Consider the following 18,605-nt stretch of genomic DNA (forward strand, 5'->3'; position numbering starts at 1 on the left):
ATGACTCTAAACAGGTTAAAAAATTTGCCCAATTACACTGCCAAAAATATGATACTCAGAATTAATTGCCATCACTTCAGGATGCACATATTTTTCTATGGCAAGCTCATCCCAATCTACAATTTTGACTAAACGTTGACTCGATTCACCTGCAAAAGTCGCCTCAATTAGGTAATGGCCAGGATCGGAAAAATCAAGCCTTATAGAAGTATTTGTACTTTGTGAACTCTCCAGAATTATCTGATTATCTGATAATCGAGTTACTTTTAATTCTGCGGTTGAATAGAAACCAAAAATAGTAATTTGTGGGCCATGATTCACAAGCCAAGCGCCAATTTTTGGTACGCGCAAGCCGCCAGAGAAACTGATTAATAATTTAACACTTGGTTGCAAAGCATCCTTAAGAGCTTGATTTTTGATGAAGACTCCATCCCAAGCTTGAGAAACAACCATGCACTGTTGAAGTTCTACCCATCCAGAATTATTAAATATCGGCTGAGGTGTACAACTCGACTTTAGTAAATGCTCATCTCGCAGGCGTTCAATATCACTAACCAATTCTTGTTTACATAGGAGAATAAACTCAGTACCTAATGATGGGGCTTGCCAAGAAGCATAAGCCCCAGAATCAGGATTTTCGGCATCGGGGATTAGTATCCAAAAGTCACGAGCAGGTAAAATTAGGTAATCTAGATCATTTGGTGAACTAATTTGGTATTTAGCACCGTTATCTAACTCCTTCTGACTGACTGAATACTCTAAAGGAAAATACCAGCCAGGACGTTCTTCTCTTAATAGGTGAAGATTATCTCCCTGTTTCACTTCTACTGATTCTAGGCTGCGTCCTCGTTGCTGCTTGGGGTAAAGATAATAATCTACCTGTCCTAAAAATGGCTCTTCAGTGCGATATAAACCGCAGAAAAGATGACGACTCCAAGTGCAATAATTATTCTTATCTGCCGTAGGACATCCTTGAGCTTTCCACTGTTCATAAACTTGATGCAAAGCTTCCACAATCGCCTCATGGCGTTGCTTGTTTTCCGTCAGTAAATCTTTTAAATGGATGCCAAATGCCCCTGCTTCTCGTCGAACGTGAGCAAATAAAGTTTGAGCATCCCATTCGGCTTGCCATTGCTTTTCTTGGAATAGTTTTCGCAATCTGTCTTTATCAGTGCGGCGCAATAAGGATTGAGAAATCGGATAATTAATATAGGTAGCTGCACCACCACCTCGTTGTGCTGAAGGTAAAAATCTATCTTCCATTAGCCAACGATTCCACTCTCGCCAAAGGGGTTCTTCGGCTTCATTACCAAATTTCATCCCCAATGGACGAGCAAAACCATCCAAGGCTAAAATCTCTCGTAAACGTTTGAAATAATTAGTTTCTGATGTTTTTTCTTCTTGAGCCATTTGTGAAGCGGCTAAAATGGTGGCACATAAAAAAGCAACTCCTTTGGGTAATCCTTGCGAATCACGCCCTTTTAAATGCTGCAAATTAACCTGTCCCTCAAAGATGACTTTTATTCTCACTGCTATGCAGAAGTCATTAACCCAAATAACATTTGTAGATGATTGCCCAAAATGATAGCCAATACGTTCTATTACATCTTCATCAACGCTCAAATAAATTTTTGTACCGTGTGGTGTACCCTTGATAAAATAATCAATTAAAGCCTGATTCCAATCTGTATAATTCGCCATTATAGTTTAGTGCGTCACCGATAGCGCAGCGTAAAGCCTTCGGCATGGCTTCGCTTAGAGCGAGTCCCAAAGGGAGACGCGAAGGCGAACGAGCGCCACAGCCTGTCGTAGACATCGCTTGTTAAATCACCGTAATTGGTGATATTTTTTATAAGGTAAATAGGCAGTTAAAAATTTAATTGGAGATAATGTTTAATAACACAGATAATCACCAATGAGGGCTTGCTATTTGGTTCACCACTCAAATATTTTATTTTCAACTTAGAACTGATCATAAAGCAACAATAGCTACTAACGCATACGTAATTAAACGCGACTTATTACTCATTAATAGTTGCTAATGCATACGTAATTAAACGGAACTTAGTACTCATTTATATAACGTAAATTATCAACAAAAAGAATTCGTTATGCCTTCAAAAGCTGGGAGATAAAGTATAAAATATTACAGGCGGTTTTAAATATTTGAACAAATATCATATTTTAGTTTGCGATCGCTAAAATTAAGTACCCAGAAACCGATTAACACGAGATAATAATAAACTCACACTACCCTTGGCTGTTATCCCATCGCCGATTTGTTCTGGCTTGGTTTAGGTAATTCACTTCACAGTCATAGGGTGGAATTCTGCAAGTAGTTCTGAACCAAATCATGAAAACATCCACCCAATTGCTAGTTCGCCTAGACTATTACTACCAGCAAATTAAAACGATCATCCTGACTCGGCAAAATCCGATTACTGGTTTACTACCTGCGAGTACAGCGATTACAGCCCACGGCGATTATACAGATGCCTGGGTACGAGACAACGTTTACAGCATTTTGGCCGTTTGGGGTTTAGGACTTGCATACCGCAAGATTGACGACGACAAAGGACGCACCTATGAACTAGAACACAGTGTCATCAAACTGATGCGCGGGTTACTCTTTGCAATGATGCGACAAGCTCATAAAGTAGAGACATTTAAACATACTCAGTCGCTACTAGATGGACTACACGCCAAATATAATACCGCGACTGGTGATATTGTTGTTGGTGATGATGAATGGGGACATTTGCAACTTGATGCCACATCTATATTTTTGCTGATATTGGGGCAAATGACGGCAGCAGGATTGCAAATAATTTATACCATTGATGAAGTAAATTTCGTCCAAAATTTGGTTTACTACATTGGACGAGCTTACCGCACACCAGATTATGGCATTTGGGAACGTGGGAATAAAATTAATCGGGGTAGTGCTGAGTTAAATGCCAGTTCTGTAGGCATGGCAAAAGCTGCTTTAGAAGCTATCAACGGACTGGATTTGTTTGGTGTGCGTGGTAGTCAAGCATCAGTGATTCATGTGCTACCAGATGAAATTGCCCGCGCCCGGATTACTTTAGAATCCTTATTACCGAGAGAATCTGGTTCCAAAGAAATTGATGCGGCGCTGTTAAGTATTATTAGTTATCCTGCCTTTGCAGTAGAAGATTTGGAGTTACGCGATCGCACTTTAAACGATATTATCAATAAACTCGCAGGAAAATACGGCTGCAAACGGTTTCTGCGTGATGGACACCAAACGGTTTTAGAAGATAATCAACGCTTGCACTACGAACCGTGGGAACTCAAGCAATTTGAGCATATTGAATGCGAATGGCCGTTATTTTTCACTTATTTAGTTCTAGATGGATTATTTCGCGGCGAACAAGAACAAGTTAAAAAATACCAACAGCTTTTAGAATCATTACTCATAGAACAAGATGGTTTGCGTTTATTGCCAGAACTTTATTATGTCCCATCAGAAAGCATAGAAGCAGAAAAGTTAGCACCCCAAACGCAACCACGTTTACCCAATGAGAATATTCCTTTGGTGTGGGCGCAGAGTTTATATTTCCTCAGTCAAATGTTGAGTGAGGGGTTACTAGCGGTTGGTGATATCGACCCTTTGGGAAGGCATTTGTGTGTGGGAAAACAGCGAGAGGCGTTGGTACAAATTGCTTTATTAGCAGAAGATGAAGATTTACAGACAAAACTAGAAGTTCACGGCATTGAAGCACAAACGCCTACCCAAGTAGAACCGATTCAGGTGAGAAAAGCTGGAGAATTTTCAGCTATTTATACCCAAATTGGACGCAACGATAAACTTGGTTTAACTGGACGGCCAGTGCGGCGGTTGCGGAGTTTAACAACATCTAGAATCTTTCGGATTCGCGGTGAAACAATTGTGTTTTTGCCTTCATTTTCTGACTCTCAACAGTTTTACTTAACTCTTGATTACCATTTTCTGCTAGATCAAATTAGAAGCGAACTAGCTTACATTCAAAAATATTGGAGTGATTTAGGGCGTCCTACCTTGACTTTAATGTTGACGCACACCATGTTAGAAATCGGTTCGGAAGCATTACTAGAACTGATGCAAGAACTGAAAGATGGTGTTTGTAACGGTGTGCGAGTGAAATTAGGGCGGCTAAATCAGCTAATGCTAACAGCTGGAATCCAAAGAATTGATTTTCTTCCAAATGCAGAATTCTCGCGATCGCCAGTGAAAAATGCTAGACTACGTTGCTATTACCTAGCTGATCATCCTCAGAAAAACTGGCGCTTAGGAAATACCCAAGAATTTCAAATGGAGTGTGAAACCAACTTTGGGTTATTACTTTCTTATTTGCGCTCATCAGAGAATATCTACGAGCAAATTGAGTTATTGCAAACTTTAACTCGCTTGCAGGGAATGAAATTTGATACGGGGTACGGCGGCCCAGGATATCCCGTCACTGTCGGCGATTTACTAGATGAGGTTTACACAAAAGCCGGAGATTTAGGCATTTGGGCGGTAGTGCGTCGGGCTGCGGGGTTACGGCAAATGGTTGATATCAGCCTATCAGATGCAGTGACGAGTATTTTGGTCAGGAGTAAGCAAATTGCTGTGGGTAAAGCTTACAGTGAAGCGTCCTTGATTACCGTACCCATGTCCCACGATGAAATTGCCGATAAAATTAATCATTTTTGTCGTGAGGATATACGCGATCGCGTCCTCACCCAAGAAATTTTAATCTATCTTGGTATCTTAATTCGCTCCGAACCCGAATTATTCCAAGGACTACTAACCTTGAGAGTCGGCTATCTCATCTTATTGATCACCAGCGAACTAGCACGGGAATTACACGTAACTCAAGATGAAGCTTATGATTACTTAATGCAACTTTCACCCTTTGAAGTGAAAATGCGCTTGCGTCAGGTATTAACTGGATATACTGGCATGAGTAACCTGTTGCGCCAGCAAGAATCACTGCACGTCAAACAAAAAGAAAGTGATATTGCTTGGGTGGTGTTACCAGGAATCGGTGAAGGAATAGAAGTCCCGCCTGGAGGTTGGCGGCGGTTTCGCCAAGCCGAGGGTGCGACGGGGCGCGTACCAAAAGAATTTTTTAAGCAAGTTTGGCTATTAATGCAACATTGCAAGGGTCTAGTAATTGGCGATAAACTAGAGCGCCGCAATCGTTTAGATAGTGAGATAATGCTGTCGGAAATGACGGCCGGGGAAATAAATTTTGCTCTCTTGGTTGAGCATTTGCTGAATAAAATCGAAGCTCCAGAATATCGCCAAGTTAATATTGAAGCATTAATCGAATTAGCTGCGATCGCTGCCAATAATCCTAATCTGCAAATTGAAGAATATATCGTGTTGGATGTGTTAATTGGCCATGCAGTGCGATTGGCGTGGTTAGAGAATCATAGTCAACGCAGCGATCGCTATGATGAAGATAAGGCGAGTGCGTGGCGATCGTTTTATAACACTTCTCCTAGAGATTGCGCTAGTTATATTTTGAAGGCATTGAGGTTCTTGACGGAATTTGTGAAGGATTTTTAAACGCAAAGGGGCGCAGAGGGAAACGCAGAGGAACGCAGAGGATGAGAGAGAATGAGTTGAGTGGGGTGATTATTGGGTGTGCGATGAGGGTGCATACTGCTTTGGGGCCTGGTTTATTGGAGTCGGCTTATGAAGAGTGTTTGGATTATGAGTTGAAGAAAGCCGGATTAAATGTTGGTAAACAAATTCCATTGCCTTTGGTTTACCAAGATGTGCAATTGGAATGCGTTTATAGATTAGATTTGATAGTCGAAAACAAAGTAATTGTAGAGATTAAATCTGTAGAATCCTTCCACCCGATTCACTCCGTTCAACTCCTAACCTATCTCAAACTCGCAAACTGCAAACTAGGTCTTCTCCTCAACTTTAACGTCCTCCACCTCAAAGAAGGTATAAAACGCGTAGCCAACAACCTCTAACTCCTCCTCTGCGAACCTCTGCGCTTCCCTTTGCGTTCCTCTGCGTTAAAAAAAATGTCCCCCACCTCAGATTCCAAAAGCAGGGGTTTTATTAAATCTACTTAACCGAAACAGCATCAACATCAATCGTGCTTGCAGTAGACGTAGAACCCTCAGTAGTATTAGGTACTTCAGTACCCACATCACCCTTACGAGCTTTCCAGCCTTCAATTACTAGCCCAGACACCTCACTAACTAGCAGAGTCAAAAGGAAAACATCATCAATCTGTCCCACAACGGGTATAAAATCTGGGAGAACATCAAAAGGGCTGACCAAATAGACCAACGTTCCTAAAATCACCCACCAACGGTACTTGGGGTTACGAAGCACATTGCGATACCAGGTGTAAAGTGATTGGATTGAAAATTTCATATTTTGAACCTCCTAGTTATCTTTAATTTTGACAAATTATGCTAGAAACTCCCGGTGCGAATAACCGCCCTAGTTAGTATGGAAGACGCTACTCGTAATCTGTCAACAAGGATAAAAAGATGCGATCGCAGTTTGTGGAGTAGGCGAACCACGTCTGCAATTTTTCGGCGTATTTTTTAGCTTGTCCCGGTTTGCATTAAAGCACTTTTTTCCTGATTATGTAAGGGTTTCAGGCTTTGATAGTTACTAATCTCGGTTTGCGTTAAAGCACTTTTTTGCTGATTATGTAAGGGCTTCAGGCTTTGATGGTTACTAATCTCGGTTTGCGTTAAAGCACTTTTTTGCTGATTATGTAAGGGTTTCAGGCTTTGATGGTTACTAATCTCGGTTTGCATTAAAGCACTTTTATGCCCAAAAAGGGAGATAGCGAGCATAGCGGGTAGAGGTTGATTCGGATTCGTCTGCTTTGATCAAGCCAGCTTCTTTGGTAGCTCCTATAATCAGAGAAACGGTTGCTGTCCTTGATTCACTTAGACGAAACCGCTCCCGTAGGGTTTGGTTAGACATTTGTTGATTGCTGACATACAGCAGACAGCAATGCTGATAGCAGGCTCGAATTCGGTCTGATTTGCTCATGTTGGCAAAATCTTGATGGGCAAACAGTACTGCTGTGGTACGTGTGTCACCCACTCGAAAATCTGGTGCGGGTAGTTGAAAGTCCTCTGCTGCGCTTATAACTTTGTCAATACCACTGCCTTTTTCTTCACATATACCGAAAAGTCGCATTAGGTAGGCGAGTTGTTCGTTGCGGGATCGATTTTCATCAATAAAGCGCTCTACCTTAATGGGCGGGATGCCAGGATTAGAGATATCAATGCGATCACTGTACATCTCGATCATCACAGAAGCTCCCGTCGCTAGAAAATCTTGATGCACTAGCGCATTAGCAATAAGTTCTCGTAAAGCCTGTTTGGGGAACATCTTCATTTCTTCCCGCACAACTTCCTCGACAAAGCGATTTTGCGGTGCTGCTGAATGGACAAAATCCACTAACCTCTCAAAGCTAACTGCATATCCTCGATTACCCGTTTTATCATCGCGGGTTTTTAGCTTACTGATACCTTCGTAGATCACGACACGGGGTGCTTTACGAGCCAATGCGAGGGAAAAGGCATCAAGTTTTTTTGCCAAAAGGATGGCAGCTAGGTTGGTGATTGTCCAACCTTGGGCTGTTTGTTTGATTAAATCTTGGCTCTGCAATCTTTCAAGGACGGCATCGCGATTGGTGGGGTAGGGAATGCCTAATAGTTCAAAGTAGCTCTGATTATCGAGGAGGGCGATTACATCGTCAGGGCTAGCGTCAGATCGGGCGGGTTGGGAAAACCAATCTTGTTGGTCTTCTGCAAAAATCCGCTTCAGCATATCAGGAGTCATTGGTTGCAGTTCTTCGCCGGCTCTCATCAGATAGGCTCCCTGATAATCCAATGCACGACCTAGAGGACGGGAAGGCACTTCAAAAACTAGCACTCGACCATTTGGATGTTGTAATTCTGTAACTTCTACCCGAAATCTGAGTTCATTAACTATTTTCGCCTTAATACTGTTCAGAGCTTCTGCTGTTCCCCAAGCTAGCGAACCTACTACTTGGCGAGGTGGCTTATCGGTAACGCCCAAAACGATATAACCACCTCCTTCATTCGCCAGCGATACACAATATTTCAGCAGCTTAGTCGAATCAAACTGTTGTTTGGCTTCTTTGAATTCAAGCCGTTCTGTCTCTGTCGGTACAAGCAGCCACTTTTCAAGGGTTTCAAGAGTAATCATGCGATGATCGCCTCCTTAGCTGCTTTTGTTGTTGATACTTACAGATAGATTTTTCAATCGGAGGGTTGAAAGGCACGCTTGGTTCGGGATTATTCTGAACTTTTTCAGTATATGAAGTGTAGTGGAATTAATTCCACCTCATCAAAGTCGCGACATTAATTAGCGAATGTGCAACAAATCGGGATGACTGGATTCGAACCAGCGGCCCCTTCGTCCCGAACGAAGTGCGCTACCAAGCTGCGCCACATCCCGCCATAAAAATGGCATTGTAAATATAAGAATATCACAACCTGTGCCAAATATCAGAATTACATCTATATATGATCACTTCATCAAAGGCTTTGCTTGCTACGATTAAATTTGTATAACTCTAATGGTAAAAGCGGATTGTGACTGTAAAACCAGACTGGTTGCGGGTAAAAGCACCTGGGCGTGAGCGCATCGGTAACGTTAAAGAAATTTTGCGGGATTTAGCCCTCAATACAGTTTGCGAGGAAGCGTCCTGTCCGAATATTGGTGAATGCTTCAACGCTGGGACTGCCACGTTTTTGATTATGGGCCCAGCTTGTACACGCGCTTGTCCCTACTGCGATATAGATTTTGAGAAAAAACCCAAACCACTAGATCCCACGGAACCTTCACGACTAGCCGAAGCTGTTCGCCGCCTGAAACTCAATCATGTGGTAATCACTTCTGTAAACCGAGATGACTTGCTTGATGGTGGTGCATCTCAGTTTGTGGCGTGTATTAATGCGGTTCACTCTGTTTCACCCAACACCACAATTGAGGTGCTAATTCCTGACTTATGCGGTAATTGGAATGCTCTAGAGTTGATTCTACAAGCTGCGCCAGAAGTCTTAAACCACAATACCGAAACTGTCCCACGCCTGTATCGCCGAGTGCGTCCCCAAGGAAACTACGATCGCACATTAGAATTATTGCAACGCACTCGCCAAGTTTCCCCTCGCACATACACTAAATCCGGGATCATGGTTGGACTCGGTGAAACTGATGCCGAAATCCGCCAAGTCATGCAAGACTTACGAACTGTAGATTGCGACATTTTAACCATTGGGCAATACCTCCAACCCAGTCAAAAGCACTTGCAAGTAAATGAGTTTATCAATCCAGAACAATTTGCGGCTTGGAAGGCATTCGGCGAAGAAATCGGATTTTTACAAGTTGTTTCTTCACCATTGACAAGAAGTTCATATCATGCAGAACAAGTCAGAGAATTAATCGAACGTTACCCACGCAGCCAATTTTAGATTTTAGGTTTTAGATTTTAGATTGGTGAGCAAAGAGGATGGGGTGATGGGGAGACTTTTGATTAATGACTAATCCAAAATCTGTAGTAATTCTTGGTGCGGGTGCTTGGGGTGCATCTCTAGCAAATCTCGCCGCAGGGAATGGTCATCAGGTGCGCGTGTGGTCGCGTCAAGGTTCCCAAACTCTCCAAACAGTTTTAAAAGATGTCCAAATAGTCGTGTCCGCTATCTCGATGATTGGTGTGAGAGATGTTGCTTCCCAAGTCCAGTCTTTCCCCCTTTCTCCAGAAACAATTTTTGTTACAGCGACGAAAGGTTTAGACCCCCAAACCACCTGCACACCGTCACAAATTTGGCAAACAATATTCCCTAACCATCCAGTGGTTGTTTTGTCTGGGCCTAATTTATCAAAAGAAATTCAAATGGAATTACCAGCAGCCACGGTGGTAGCCAGTAATATTCCCACGGCTGCGGAAGTAGTGCAGTTAGTATTTTCTTCTCATCGTTTCCGGGTATATACCAATCCCGATCCCTTGGGGGTGGAATTAGGGGGAACACTGAAAAATGTGATTGCGATCGCAGCTGGTGTGTGCGATGGTTTACAACTGGGAACCAATGCCAAAGCTGCTTTAGTCACCCGTGGACTTACCGAAATGGTTCGCATCGGCAACAACTGGGGTGCAAAGACGGAAACATTTTATGGTTTATCGGGTCTAGGAGATTTGTTAGCAACGTGCAATAGTCCCTTAAGTCGCAATTACCAAGTCGGCTATCAGCTAGCTGGTGGTAAGTCACTTACAGAAACTCTCGCAAATTTGCAAGGAACTGCTGAAGGAGTGAACACTTGCCGGGTTTTGATGCAACGAGCCAAGCAACAAAATATAGCAGTCCCAATTACCGAGCAAGTTTATCGGTTGCTTCAAGGCGAAATCACACCCAGACAAGCACTTGATGAACTGATGCTGCGAGATATCAAGCCAGAGTACAACTACTAGTTATAGCTGTAGTCAGATAGGTTAGGACAGTGTTGATTGCTCAAAGCCTTGAAATAACTGGGTTTATACTCAGCACCGGCTAAACCCTAGCTATCCGCTAACAGCACTCAGCAATATGCTTTGATGGGCTACTAGTTAGTAGTCTGTCAAGTTGAAATTGGCACGTTAAGGCTGACATGTCAGAGGACACGGGAACACCGAGAGAGTATTTGATAATTTATCCCGTCTTCTATCTCCGTGTCGAGAGAATTTTTGCCGTTAAGACTAATCACTTCCCTAATATCTATTAGTTCTACTTATACCTGAATAATCCTTAGAAAAAATTAGTAAATCGTCAGGATATGACTTTTGTAGCCATGTAAATGTGACTATGCCAATTATAAAGATGACATTCACTGAAGGATGTTTATACTGTGTTACAAAAGCTACTATCAAAAACCATCAAGGTTGAAATGTTAACTAAGTAGTTGAAATATTGAAAACCTAGCTGCCGATTTGAATAGCTATTGGTTAAATCAAAAATTTAGCAGCCGATTAAGTTCAGTAATCCTGTATCCAATAAAACCCTTACAGTTAATTTCTAAAAAAATTGTAATGGAACCTTCAACCGTGTTAGTTCATCGTAAATCACGGGAATAATAGCAACAGTTGAATAGCTGACCGTAATCTAAGCTGACCGTAATCTATTGTTACCTGGAGCCATTGAGACGATCTTTATGCCAGCAACATCTTTTTATGCAGATGCCCCCCACAATACCAGAAAGTCCCGCCAGGCTTTGGACTCGGATCTCACGGTTGATGACAGTGAGTTATCGGTAGATGACCTACATGAGCTAGAGATGGCTTCTGTTGATCATGCTAACTTTGCTGCTAACAATAACCGTCGGAGTACAGACCTAGTACGTCTATATCTTCAAGAAATTGGTCGAGTTCGCTTGTTAGGGCGGGATGAAGAGGTTTCAGAAGCTCAAAAAGTCCAGCGCTACTTGCGAATGCGGATAGTACTTGCTAACGCCGCAAAGCTTGGAGATGAAGTAATTACGCCCTATCTTCGCTTAGTTGAAGTTCAAGAACGTCTTACTTCCGAACTAGGACATCGCCCGTCTTTGGAAAGATGGGCTGCCACTGCTGACATAGTTTTATCTGATCTCAGACCGACTTTGGCAGATGGCAAACGTCGCTGGGCTGAAATCGCCAAGTTGACGGTAGAAGAGTTGGAGCAAGTTCAGTCCCAAGGACTGCAAGCAAAAGAACACATGATTAAGGCGAATCTTCGCCTAGTTGTATCTGTTGCCAAGAAGTATCAAAATCGCGGTTTAGAATTGTTGGATTTAGTCCAAGAAGGTACATTAGGTTTGGAGCGGGCTGTAGAAAAATTTGACCCAACTAAGGGTTATCGCTTCAGTACTTATGCTTACTGGTGGATTCGTCAGGGAATTACACGGGCGATCGCTACTTCTAGTCGCACGATCCGCCTACCGGTTCATATTACCGAAAAGTTAAACAAAATTAAAAAGGCCCAACGCAAAATTGCTCAAGAAAAAGGTCGCACTCCAACTCTAGAAGATTTAGCAACTGAGTTAGAGATGACACCGACCCAAGTACGAGAAGTTTTGTTGCGGGTGCCTCGCTCCGTTTCTTTGGAAACCAAGGTAGGCAAGGATAAAGATACTGAGTTAGGCGAATTACTCGAAACTGACTGTGTAACTCCAGAAGAGATGTTAATGCGAGAATCTTTACAAAGAGATTTGCATCATCTTCTATCAGATTTGACTAGCCGGGAGCGCGATGTAATTCTGATGCGGTTTGGTTTGGCAGATGGTCATCCTTATTCTTTAGCAGAAATTGGCCGCGCTCTTGACTTATCGCGCGAACGAGTGCGACAAATTGAATCCAAGGCTTTGCAAAAGCTACGTCAACCCAAGCGCCGCAACCTCATCCGCGACTATTTGGAGTCTCTAAGTTAGTCATTTGTCATTAGTCATTTGTCATTAGAAAACTACACTTGACAAATGACTAGGGACAAAAGGCTGATTTGATCCCCAGGTTAAAAGCCTCTTAGAGGCTTGTAGCAAATAATTTGCATTAAATTGTATAAGAGTTTCCCCAGACCTTTGCTCACATATCTTGAAGGTAGGGAGCAACTAAGCAATTCAAAATTAACTTATGCAAAATTCAAAGTCAAGGGATGCAATCGTTACAAGTATCCTAACTATTAGCTGTATGCAAATTAAATGCACTACAGCTTATTAGTTGAATTTTGATCAAGATTTGATGAATTGTTCTTAAATATTTAGCATAAATTCTCAATAGGCAATGATTGTTGCAAATTGCTCCCAAGATTTGTTATATTCTCAATTAACGAGCTTTGTTGAGAAATATTAGTATGACTGTCTACACAACTACTTCACTCAAGGCAGAACTGAACGAACGAGGCTGGCGATTAACTCCCCAGCGCGAAACAATTTTACACATTTTTCAAGAACTTCCGCAAGGTGAACATCTGAGCGCGGAGGATCTTTATCATCGGCTAGAAACTGATGGTGAAGGGATCAGTCTGTCAACTATTTATCGGACTTTGAAGTTGATGGCTAGAATGGGAATTTTACGGGAACTAGAACTGGGCGAGGGACATAAGCATTATGAGATCAACCAGCCCTATCCCCATCATCACCATCACTTAATTTGTGTTAGATGCAACTCAACTATTGAGTTTAAAAACGACTCCATTTTAAAAATTGGGTCGAAAACCGCTCAAAAAGAAGGTTTCCACCTCTTAGACTGTCAAATGACCATCCATGCAGTGTGTCCCAAGTGCCAACGGGCGCTGATGCCGCTTTAGCAGTTGGGTGGATAAATAAGACGAAACTACTCAAATTAACCAAATAATTGGAATTTTGAGCAGTTTGTAATTTGCTGTTACTGGAGGCAAGCAACCAGTTGGGGACTGATACTAACGACACCAAAGCGGATGTTAAAAGCGTCCGCTCTTAAGATCCTTAAGGCTAATGCCATAGAATTCCTGGGCTTGTTTAATCGCTTTTTTGGTGTCATCTGCCATCACACCATTCAGCTTGCCTTTATAAAAACCGCGCTCTCGTAGTCGCGTTTGAATTTCTAGGGTATTAAATTCGCTTTTGCTAGTAGTATTAACTGAGCTATATAACTTAGCTCGTGTAGTTGGGCCAGCAACACCACTTGCACTCAAGTAGTTCGCTGCCTGAAATCTCTTTACAGCATCGGCAGTAAAGGGGCCATAATAGCCATTTGGCTCTCCCTCTAAATATCCTGCCTGGATCAATTGTTCTTGAACAACTCTAACTGGCTCACCGCGATCGCCTACACGAAGTTTGTCTCGATTGACTACCTTTTTAGGAGCCTCTTCTCCATCACCGATGCCAACTCCCGGCAATTTACCTAATGTTGCTGGGCCAGCAATTCCATCAACGCTTAATTTGTAAGAATCTTGGAACCGCTTGACAGATTCTTCGGTAATTGGGCCAAATATTCCTGTGGCGTTTCCGTAATAAAAGCCTGCGACTCTTAACCGTTCTTGCAAAGCTCTGACATCTTCACCTTCATCCCCCTTAGCAAGGTAGTTGGGATTGCGGCGTTTGCTGGTGGCTGAACTAGCTGAAGTTGTTGTGCTAGGCTTTTTGGCTTGTGTACTTACAGCAGTGGTTTTTTTAGCTTCTGTAGCCGTAGTTGTAGGCTTTTTAGCTTGCCAACTTTCTAATTTTTGCAGGGTGCTTGCTCCAACAATGCCGTCCACTGGTAAACCAGCGGCTTTTTGGAAGCGCCGCACAGCTGCTTGTGTGGATACGTCATATACCTGGGTAACGGAAGCTTGGAAAAAACCTGCTGTTTTCAACTTTTGTTGTAGATTTCTGACGGAAGGGCCTTGATCGCCTTTTTCCAGTGCCATGACGCTACTGACAGCGCCAAGAATAGATAAAGACAGAGCAAGGGGCAACATATACTTCCAAGCCCTACCTGAAAGCCTTTTCCAGTCTGGCGCAGCTGCTTTGTTAAACAAAGAACTGAGGGAGACCAATTCACTGGGTGTGCTGTCTTCGTAGGTGAAAGCTAGGTGCAAATACGCAAGATTTTCCATATTTGTTTCCTACACCATTGATTTTTCTTCGATAACTGCTTCAGCTTGATGTACTAGGTTCCTCAAAGCTTCTAATGTTCCTATATTTACATCCTCCCACAAATTGCGCTTGTGTGCTTCTAATAATTTTTCAGCAATATCACGCAATGCATAAGGGTTCTTTTCCTGAATAAATTCTAAGACAACTGGATCGAGTAAATAAGCTTCTACTATGCCTTGATACATGTAATCTTCGACACATTTAGCTGTAGCATCGTAGGCGAATAGATAATCTACTGTCGCCGCCATTTCAAAAGCACCTTTGTATCCGTGGCGCATTACTCCTGCAATCCACTTGGGATTAACTACGCGAGAACGATACACTCGTGCAATTTCTTCTTTCAGTTGACGGACTCGTGGTTGGGCGGGTATAGAATTATCTCCAAAATAAGTTTGAGGATTTTTTCCCTGTAGAGAACGCACCGCAGCAGTTAAGCCACCCTGAAATTGGTAATAATCATCAGAATCGAGTAGGTCATGTTCACGGTTGTCTTGATTGTGCAGGACAACTTGCATTTGAGACAAGCGTTGTTTGAAGGCTTCGGTATTGGGGATTGGGGACTGGGAATTAGGAATAATTTCTGCCCCTTTGCTCCCCTGCCCCTCTGCTAAGTTTCCCGAAGAATAGGCGTAAGAACTCCAGTTAATGTAGGCGCGGGCTAAATCTTCGTCATCTGTCCAGTTTTGCGATTCGATTAAACCTTGGAGTCCGGCACCGTAAGCACCTGGGCGAGAACCAAAGATGCGATAGCGCGATCGCACCATTGCTTCTTCTAAAGTTAAACCCTGTTTTGTCCACAAATCAGTCTCTTGGCGAACTGCATCGGCGAGGGGATTTTGTTCTGGCGGTTCATCTAAGTCTGCTACTGCTGACACTGCTTGATCGAATAAGTCAATCAAGTTAGGAAAAGCATCCCGGAAGAATCCAGAAATTCGCAAGGTGACATCGACACGGGGACGCCCCAAAATCGCTAGGGGCAAAATTTCAAAATCTACTACTCGCCGCGCTGCACCATCCCATACAGGTTGAACTCCAAGTAAAGCCAAGGCTTCGGCGATATCATCACCCCCAGTTCTCATGGTGGCTGTTCCCCACATTGATAAACCTAGTGTTTTGGGATACTCACCATGCTCTTGAGTGTAATATTCAACGAGAGTTTCAGCAGCTTTTCTCCCGATATCCCAAGCTGTCTCTGTAGGAATGGCGCGAATATCGACAGAATAAAAGTTTTTCCCTGTTGGTAGAACTTCTGGGCGGCCGCGTGTGGGTGCGCCAGATGGAGCGCTGGGGACATATCCGCCATCGAGTCCGTGTAATAAATGGGTGATTTCTTCGTGGGTTTGTTGTAAAGCTGGAAGTAAGCGATCGCGTATCCAGTTAAGCGTAGTGCTGAGTGGGGAGGGGTTTAGGATTGCTAAACCCGTACAGGGAGTTATGAGTTGTTCTACTAAAAGGGCGGCGTGTTCTTCTAGGACTTCGACGATATCACCGAGGGTACGGCATTCTGTGCCATTGACTATTGAGTATTCACCACTAGTCATTGACAAATCTGCTGTGAGGGGGTCGAAGTCTAAACCCCAATCTTGAGCTATGGCACGGGTAATACCTGAAGAATGGCGATTGGGGATGCGAGCGATCGCTACTATTAAGTCTCGTAGCTGCCGTCCTTGGGGACATTGCCCAAAAATGTGCAACCCATCACGGATTTGGGCTTCTTTCAATTCACAAAGATAGCCACCGATAGAATTCAAAATTAAAGATGACGCTCCGCTAACAGAATTAAAAATTTCTGTTTCATTTTGGATTCCTAAATCTAGATGGAGATTTTCTTTGATTACCAGTTCGTGGATGCGATCGCGAATCATGGGCAAACGCGAAGGATCTAAACTGTCCGCTTCATAATACTCATCAATTAAATTTTCTAACTGTTGCAAAGAACCGTAGAGTTCCGCACGAGTCATTGGCGGCGTGAGATGATCTATAATCACCGCTTGAGCGCGACGTTTGGCTTGGGAACCTTCACCAGGGTCATTCACAATAAACGGGTACAGATGGGGAAGTGCGCCAAAAGCTACTTCTGGATAACAATTACTCGATAAAGCCACACTTTTACCGGGTAGCCATTCTAGATTTCCGTGTTTTCCCACATGAACTACAGCATCAGCACCAAAACATTCTCTAACCCAATAGTAGAAAGCTAAATAAGCATGAGTTGGTTCTAAATCCGGCGCATGATAATTCAAACTTGGGTCATTATCATAACCCCTTGCTGGCTGAATTCCCACGAAAATGTTGCCGATTTGAATTCCGGGAACGGGGATAGAGGCAGAGGTGCAGGGAGCAGGGGGCGGAGGTGAAAACTCTTCTCCCTTGCACCCTGCTCCCTGCCCCATTTCCCAACGTTCACTAATACCTTGCTGCACTGCTGGCGGCAAAGAAGCGAAATATTCTTGATACTCTTCCCAAGAAACACTTTGGTGTACCGGAAGCCATTCTCGACCTTCTGGATCATTGGTTACGCCAGCTGTTAGCCGTTGAATCAACTCGTCTCCTTGGGCAGGTGGATTTTCTACTTCATATCCAGCCAGATGTAAAGCTTGGAGGATTTCTACACAACTAGCTGGGGTGTCGAGTCCCACACCATTGGCGAGGCGGCCATTTCGGTTGGGGTAGTTTGCCAGAATAAGGGCAATTCGCCGTTCTTGGGGTGGTTTGGAACGTAGACGCGCCCAATTTGCTGCTAGTTTAGCAACGAACTCGATGCGATCGCTCACTGGTTCATAAATTACTACATCTGTCTCTAAATGGGGATTACGAGTTTGCAATGCTTTAAAAGACACAGCACGAGTAATAATTCGCCCGTCTACTTCTGGTAGCGCTACATTCATTCCAATATCGCGGGGAGAAAGCCCTTGAAACTGTGACTCCCACTGCTCAATTGACCCGCCACTGAGGATCACCTGCAACACAGGCACATCTAATTTTTGCCACAGGTCGGTTTGGGGTGTTTCGCTTTCCAAGCGTGCTAGAGAAAAACTGGTAGTATTTAGCAGCACAGCGATTGATTCGGCTTCTTTGGGTTGAAAAAATTCACTCAACTCAACTTGCACATCTGGGTCACGCAATGAAGAAACAAATACTGGCACTGGTTGTAAATTTTTCTGTACCAAAGCTTCGCATAAAGCATCAATTACTTTAGTATTTCCCGCTAAATAATGAGCGCGGTAGAAAAGGATGCCAATTTTGGGCATGGGGCATGGGGCATGGGGCATGGGGTATTGGAACCCTTGAGCTTCTGAGGTGGATGAACGGAGTTCTGAGGTGGATTCATCCAGTTCAGAGTGTCCCCTTGTCCCCCATTCATACAATCCCACACGCGGAATTGGCTGAGGTGGCGGGGGATTATATGCAGTTAACAAGCAACTGTCAGAGATAAATTGCAAAGCATTAACGAAATTTTCCACGCCGCCTTCGCTAAAATACTGCCATACCTGGTTAACAACACCCAAGGGCACGGTAGACTGAGAAATTAAATCGGGATCAAAAGCGTCATCCCCTGGCATTACAATCAGGGTTATACCATTACGTTGCACAATTTCTTGCACTACTTCTAAGCCATAACCCCAGTAAGAACGTCCTCCTAATAAGCGCAAAATAATTACTTGGGCAAGTTCCAAAACTTGCTCTCCATAAGTATCTATGCTTAATTGTTGCTGCAACTGCAACAGGTTGGCGACTCTTAATGCCGGAAAGCTTGCAGGTAATTTTGTCACCGCAGCTGCTAAGGTTTGAATGTCGGTATCAGCAGCCGTAATCAACACGAAAGGCGCTGGAGTTTGTTCTAAAAAAATTAAACCCTCTGACTGATTCCATCCACCCGATGTACTACTTATACGATGCATAATCCTGTCTTACCGTTTTAAACTGTTGGTTAGTAGATAATCAAAACAAACTTTTTTCCCTGCATTCAGCC

The 18,605-nt window shown here is 43.3% G+C and carries 12 protein-coding genes and 1 tRNA gene; 6 read left to right on the forward strand and 7 right to left on the reverse strand.

Annotation, left to right across the window (positions count from 1 at the left end):
- Positions 1 to 15 precede the first annotated feature (15 nt).
- Positions 16 to 1,701, reverse strand: coding sequence for a hypothetical protein (locus V7K62_RS30290; RefSeq protein WP_334870776.1), 1,686 nt, complete (start codon positions 1,699 to 1,701; stop codon positions 16 to 18).
- A gap of 652 nt (positions 1,702 to 2,353) precedes the next feature.
- On the opposite strand from V7K62_RS30290, the gene V7K62_RS30295 reads away from it, so the two are divergent.
- Together V7K62_RS30295 and V7K62_RS30300 are read left to right on the forward strand one after the other, a co-directional pair.
- Entirely contained in the window at positions 2,354 to 5,560 is a 3,207-nt protein-coding gene (locus V7K62_RS30295) for a glycoside hydrolase family 15 protein (RefSeq protein ID WP_334870778.1), read from the forward strand.
- A 41-nt stretch (positions 5,561 to 5,601) separates the two neighbouring features.
- Positions 5,602 to 5,979 (forward strand): GxxExxY protein, encoded by a 378-nt coding sequence (locus tag V7K62_RS30300; protein WP_334870780.1) that lies wholly within the window; start codon positions 5,602 to 5,604, stop codon positions 5,977 to 5,979.
- Positions 5,980 to 6,076: 97 nt separating this feature from the next.
- On the opposite strand, the gene V7K62_RS30305 is transcribed toward V7K62_RS30300, so the two are convergent.
- From V7K62_RS30305 to V7K62_RS30320, 4 genes are all read right to left on the reverse strand, one after another.
- On the reverse strand, positions 6,077 to 6,391 hold the full coding sequence (locus V7K62_RS30305; protein WP_334870782.1) for a YkvA family protein: 315 nt from the start codon (positions 6,389 to 6,391) through the stop codon (positions 6,077 to 6,079).
- Between the two features lie 176 nt (positions 6,392 to 6,567).
- Positions 6,568 to 6,786, reverse strand: coding sequence for a hypothetical protein (locus tag V7K62_RS30310; RefSeq protein ID WP_334870784.1), 219 nt, complete (start codon positions 6,784 to 6,786; stop codon positions 6,568 to 6,570).
- Between the two features lie 10 nt (positions 6,787 to 6,796).
- The gene (locus V7K62_RS30315) at positions 6,797 to 8,215 is read right to left on the reverse strand and encodes an ATP-binding protein (protein WP_334870786.1); all 1,419 of its coding nucleotides are present in this window, start codon (positions 8,213 to 8,215) and stop codon (positions 6,797 to 6,799) included.
- A gap of 178 nt (positions 8,216 to 8,393) precedes the next feature.
- A tRNA-Pro gene (locus V7K62_RS30320) sits at positions 8,394 to 8,467 on the reverse strand.
- 137 nt (positions 8,468 to 8,604) lie between these two features.
- Here V7K62_RS30320 and lipA point away from each other — a divergent pair.
- The 4 genes from lipA to V7K62_RS30340 all read left to right on the forward strand — a co-directional run bounded on the left by lipA (position 8,605) and on the right by V7K62_RS30340 (position 13,320).
- A complete protein-coding gene (gene lipA, locus V7K62_RS30325) occupies positions 8,605 to 9,483 on the forward strand; it encodes a lipoyl synthase (RefSeq protein ID WP_334870788.1) in 879 nt (292 codons plus the stop codon).
- A gap of 65 nt (positions 9,484 to 9,548) precedes the next feature.
- Entirely contained in the window at positions 9,549 to 10,478 is a 930-nt protein-coding gene (locus V7K62_RS30330) for an NAD(P)H-dependent glycerol-3-phosphate dehydrogenase (protein WP_334870790.1), read from the forward strand.
- A gap of 716 nt (positions 10,479 to 11,194) precedes the next feature.
- The gene (gene sigC / locus V7K62_RS30335) at positions 11,195 to 12,445 is read left to right on the forward strand and encodes an RNA polymerase sigma factor SigC (RefSeq protein WP_334870792.1); all 1,251 of its coding nucleotides are present in this window, start codon (positions 11,195 to 11,197) and stop codon (positions 12,443 to 12,445) included.
- 419 nt (positions 12,446 to 12,864) lie between these two features.
- Positions 12,865 to 13,320: a Fur family transcriptional regulator gene (locus V7K62_RS30340; RefSeq protein WP_012407750.1), complete on the forward strand. Its 456-nt coding sequence runs from the start codon at positions 12,865 to 12,867 to the stop codon at positions 13,318 to 13,320.
- A 132-nt stretch (positions 13,321 to 13,452) separates the two neighbouring features.
- On the opposite strand, the gene V7K62_RS30345 is transcribed toward V7K62_RS30340, so the two are convergent.
- Both V7K62_RS30345 and cobN read right to left on the reverse strand, forming a co-directional pair.
- Positions 13,453 to 14,592 (reverse strand): peptidoglycan-binding domain-containing protein, encoded by a 1,140-nt coding sequence (locus tag V7K62_RS30345; protein ID WP_334870794.1) that lies wholly within the window; start codon positions 14,590 to 14,592, stop codon positions 13,453 to 13,455.
- Positions 14,593 to 14,601: 9 nt separating this feature from the next.
- A complete protein-coding gene (cobN, locus tag V7K62_RS30350) occupies positions 14,602 to 18,534 on the reverse strand; it encodes a cobaltochelatase subunit CobN (protein ID WP_334870796.1) in 3,933 nt (1,310 codons plus the stop codon).
- Between the last annotated feature and the right edge of the window lie 71 nt (positions 18,535 to 18,605).

The organism is Nostoc sp. (assembly GCF_036917935.1).
Classification (GTDB): Bacteria; Cyanobacteriota; Cyanobacteriia; order Cyanobacteriales; family Nostocaceae; genus Nostoc.

Bases quoted from the DNA above. Each gene is read 5' to 3' on its own strand.
- V7K62_RS30290 (WP_334870776.1), bottom strand. From the start codon at position 1,701: ATGGCGAATTATACAGATTGGAATCAGGCTTTAATTGATTATTTTATC.
- V7K62_RS30295 (WP_334870778.1), top strand. From the start codon at position 2,354: ATGAAAACATCCACCCAATTGCTAGTTCGCCTAGACTATTACTACCAG.
- V7K62_RS30300 (WP_334870780.1), top strand. From the start codon at position 5,602: ATGAGAGAGAATGAGTTGAGTGGGGTGATTATTGGGTGTGCGATGAGG.
- V7K62_RS30305 (WP_334870782.1), bottom strand. From the start codon at position 6,391: ATGAAATTTTCAATCCAATCACTTTACACCTGGTATCGCAATGTGCTT.
- V7K62_RS30310 (WP_334870784.1), bottom strand. From the start codon at position 6,786: ATGCAAACCGAGATTAGTAACCATCAAAGCCTGAAACCCTTACATAAT.
- V7K62_RS30315 (WP_334870786.1), bottom strand. From the start codon at position 8,215: ATGATTACTCTTGAAACCCTTGAAAAGTGGCTGCTTGTACCGACAGAG.
- V7K62_RS30330 (WP_334870790.1), top strand. From the start codon at position 9,549: ATGACTAATCCAAAATCTGTAGTAATTCTTGGTGCGGGTGCTTGGGGT.
- sigC (WP_334870792.1), top strand. From the start codon at position 11,195: ATGCCAGCAACATCTTTTTATGCAGATGCCCCCCACAATACCAGAAAG.
- V7K62_RS30340 (WP_012407750.1), top strand. From the start codon at position 12,865: ATGACTGTCTACACAACTACTTCACTCAAGGCAGAACTGAACGAACGA.
- V7K62_RS30345 (WP_334870794.1), bottom strand. From the start codon at position 14,592: ATGGAAAATCTTGCGTATTTGCACCTAGCTTTCACCTACGAAGACAGC.
- cobN (WP_334870796.1), bottom strand. From the start codon at position 18,534: ATGCATCGTATAAGTAGTACATCGGGTGGATGGAATCAGTCAGAGGGT.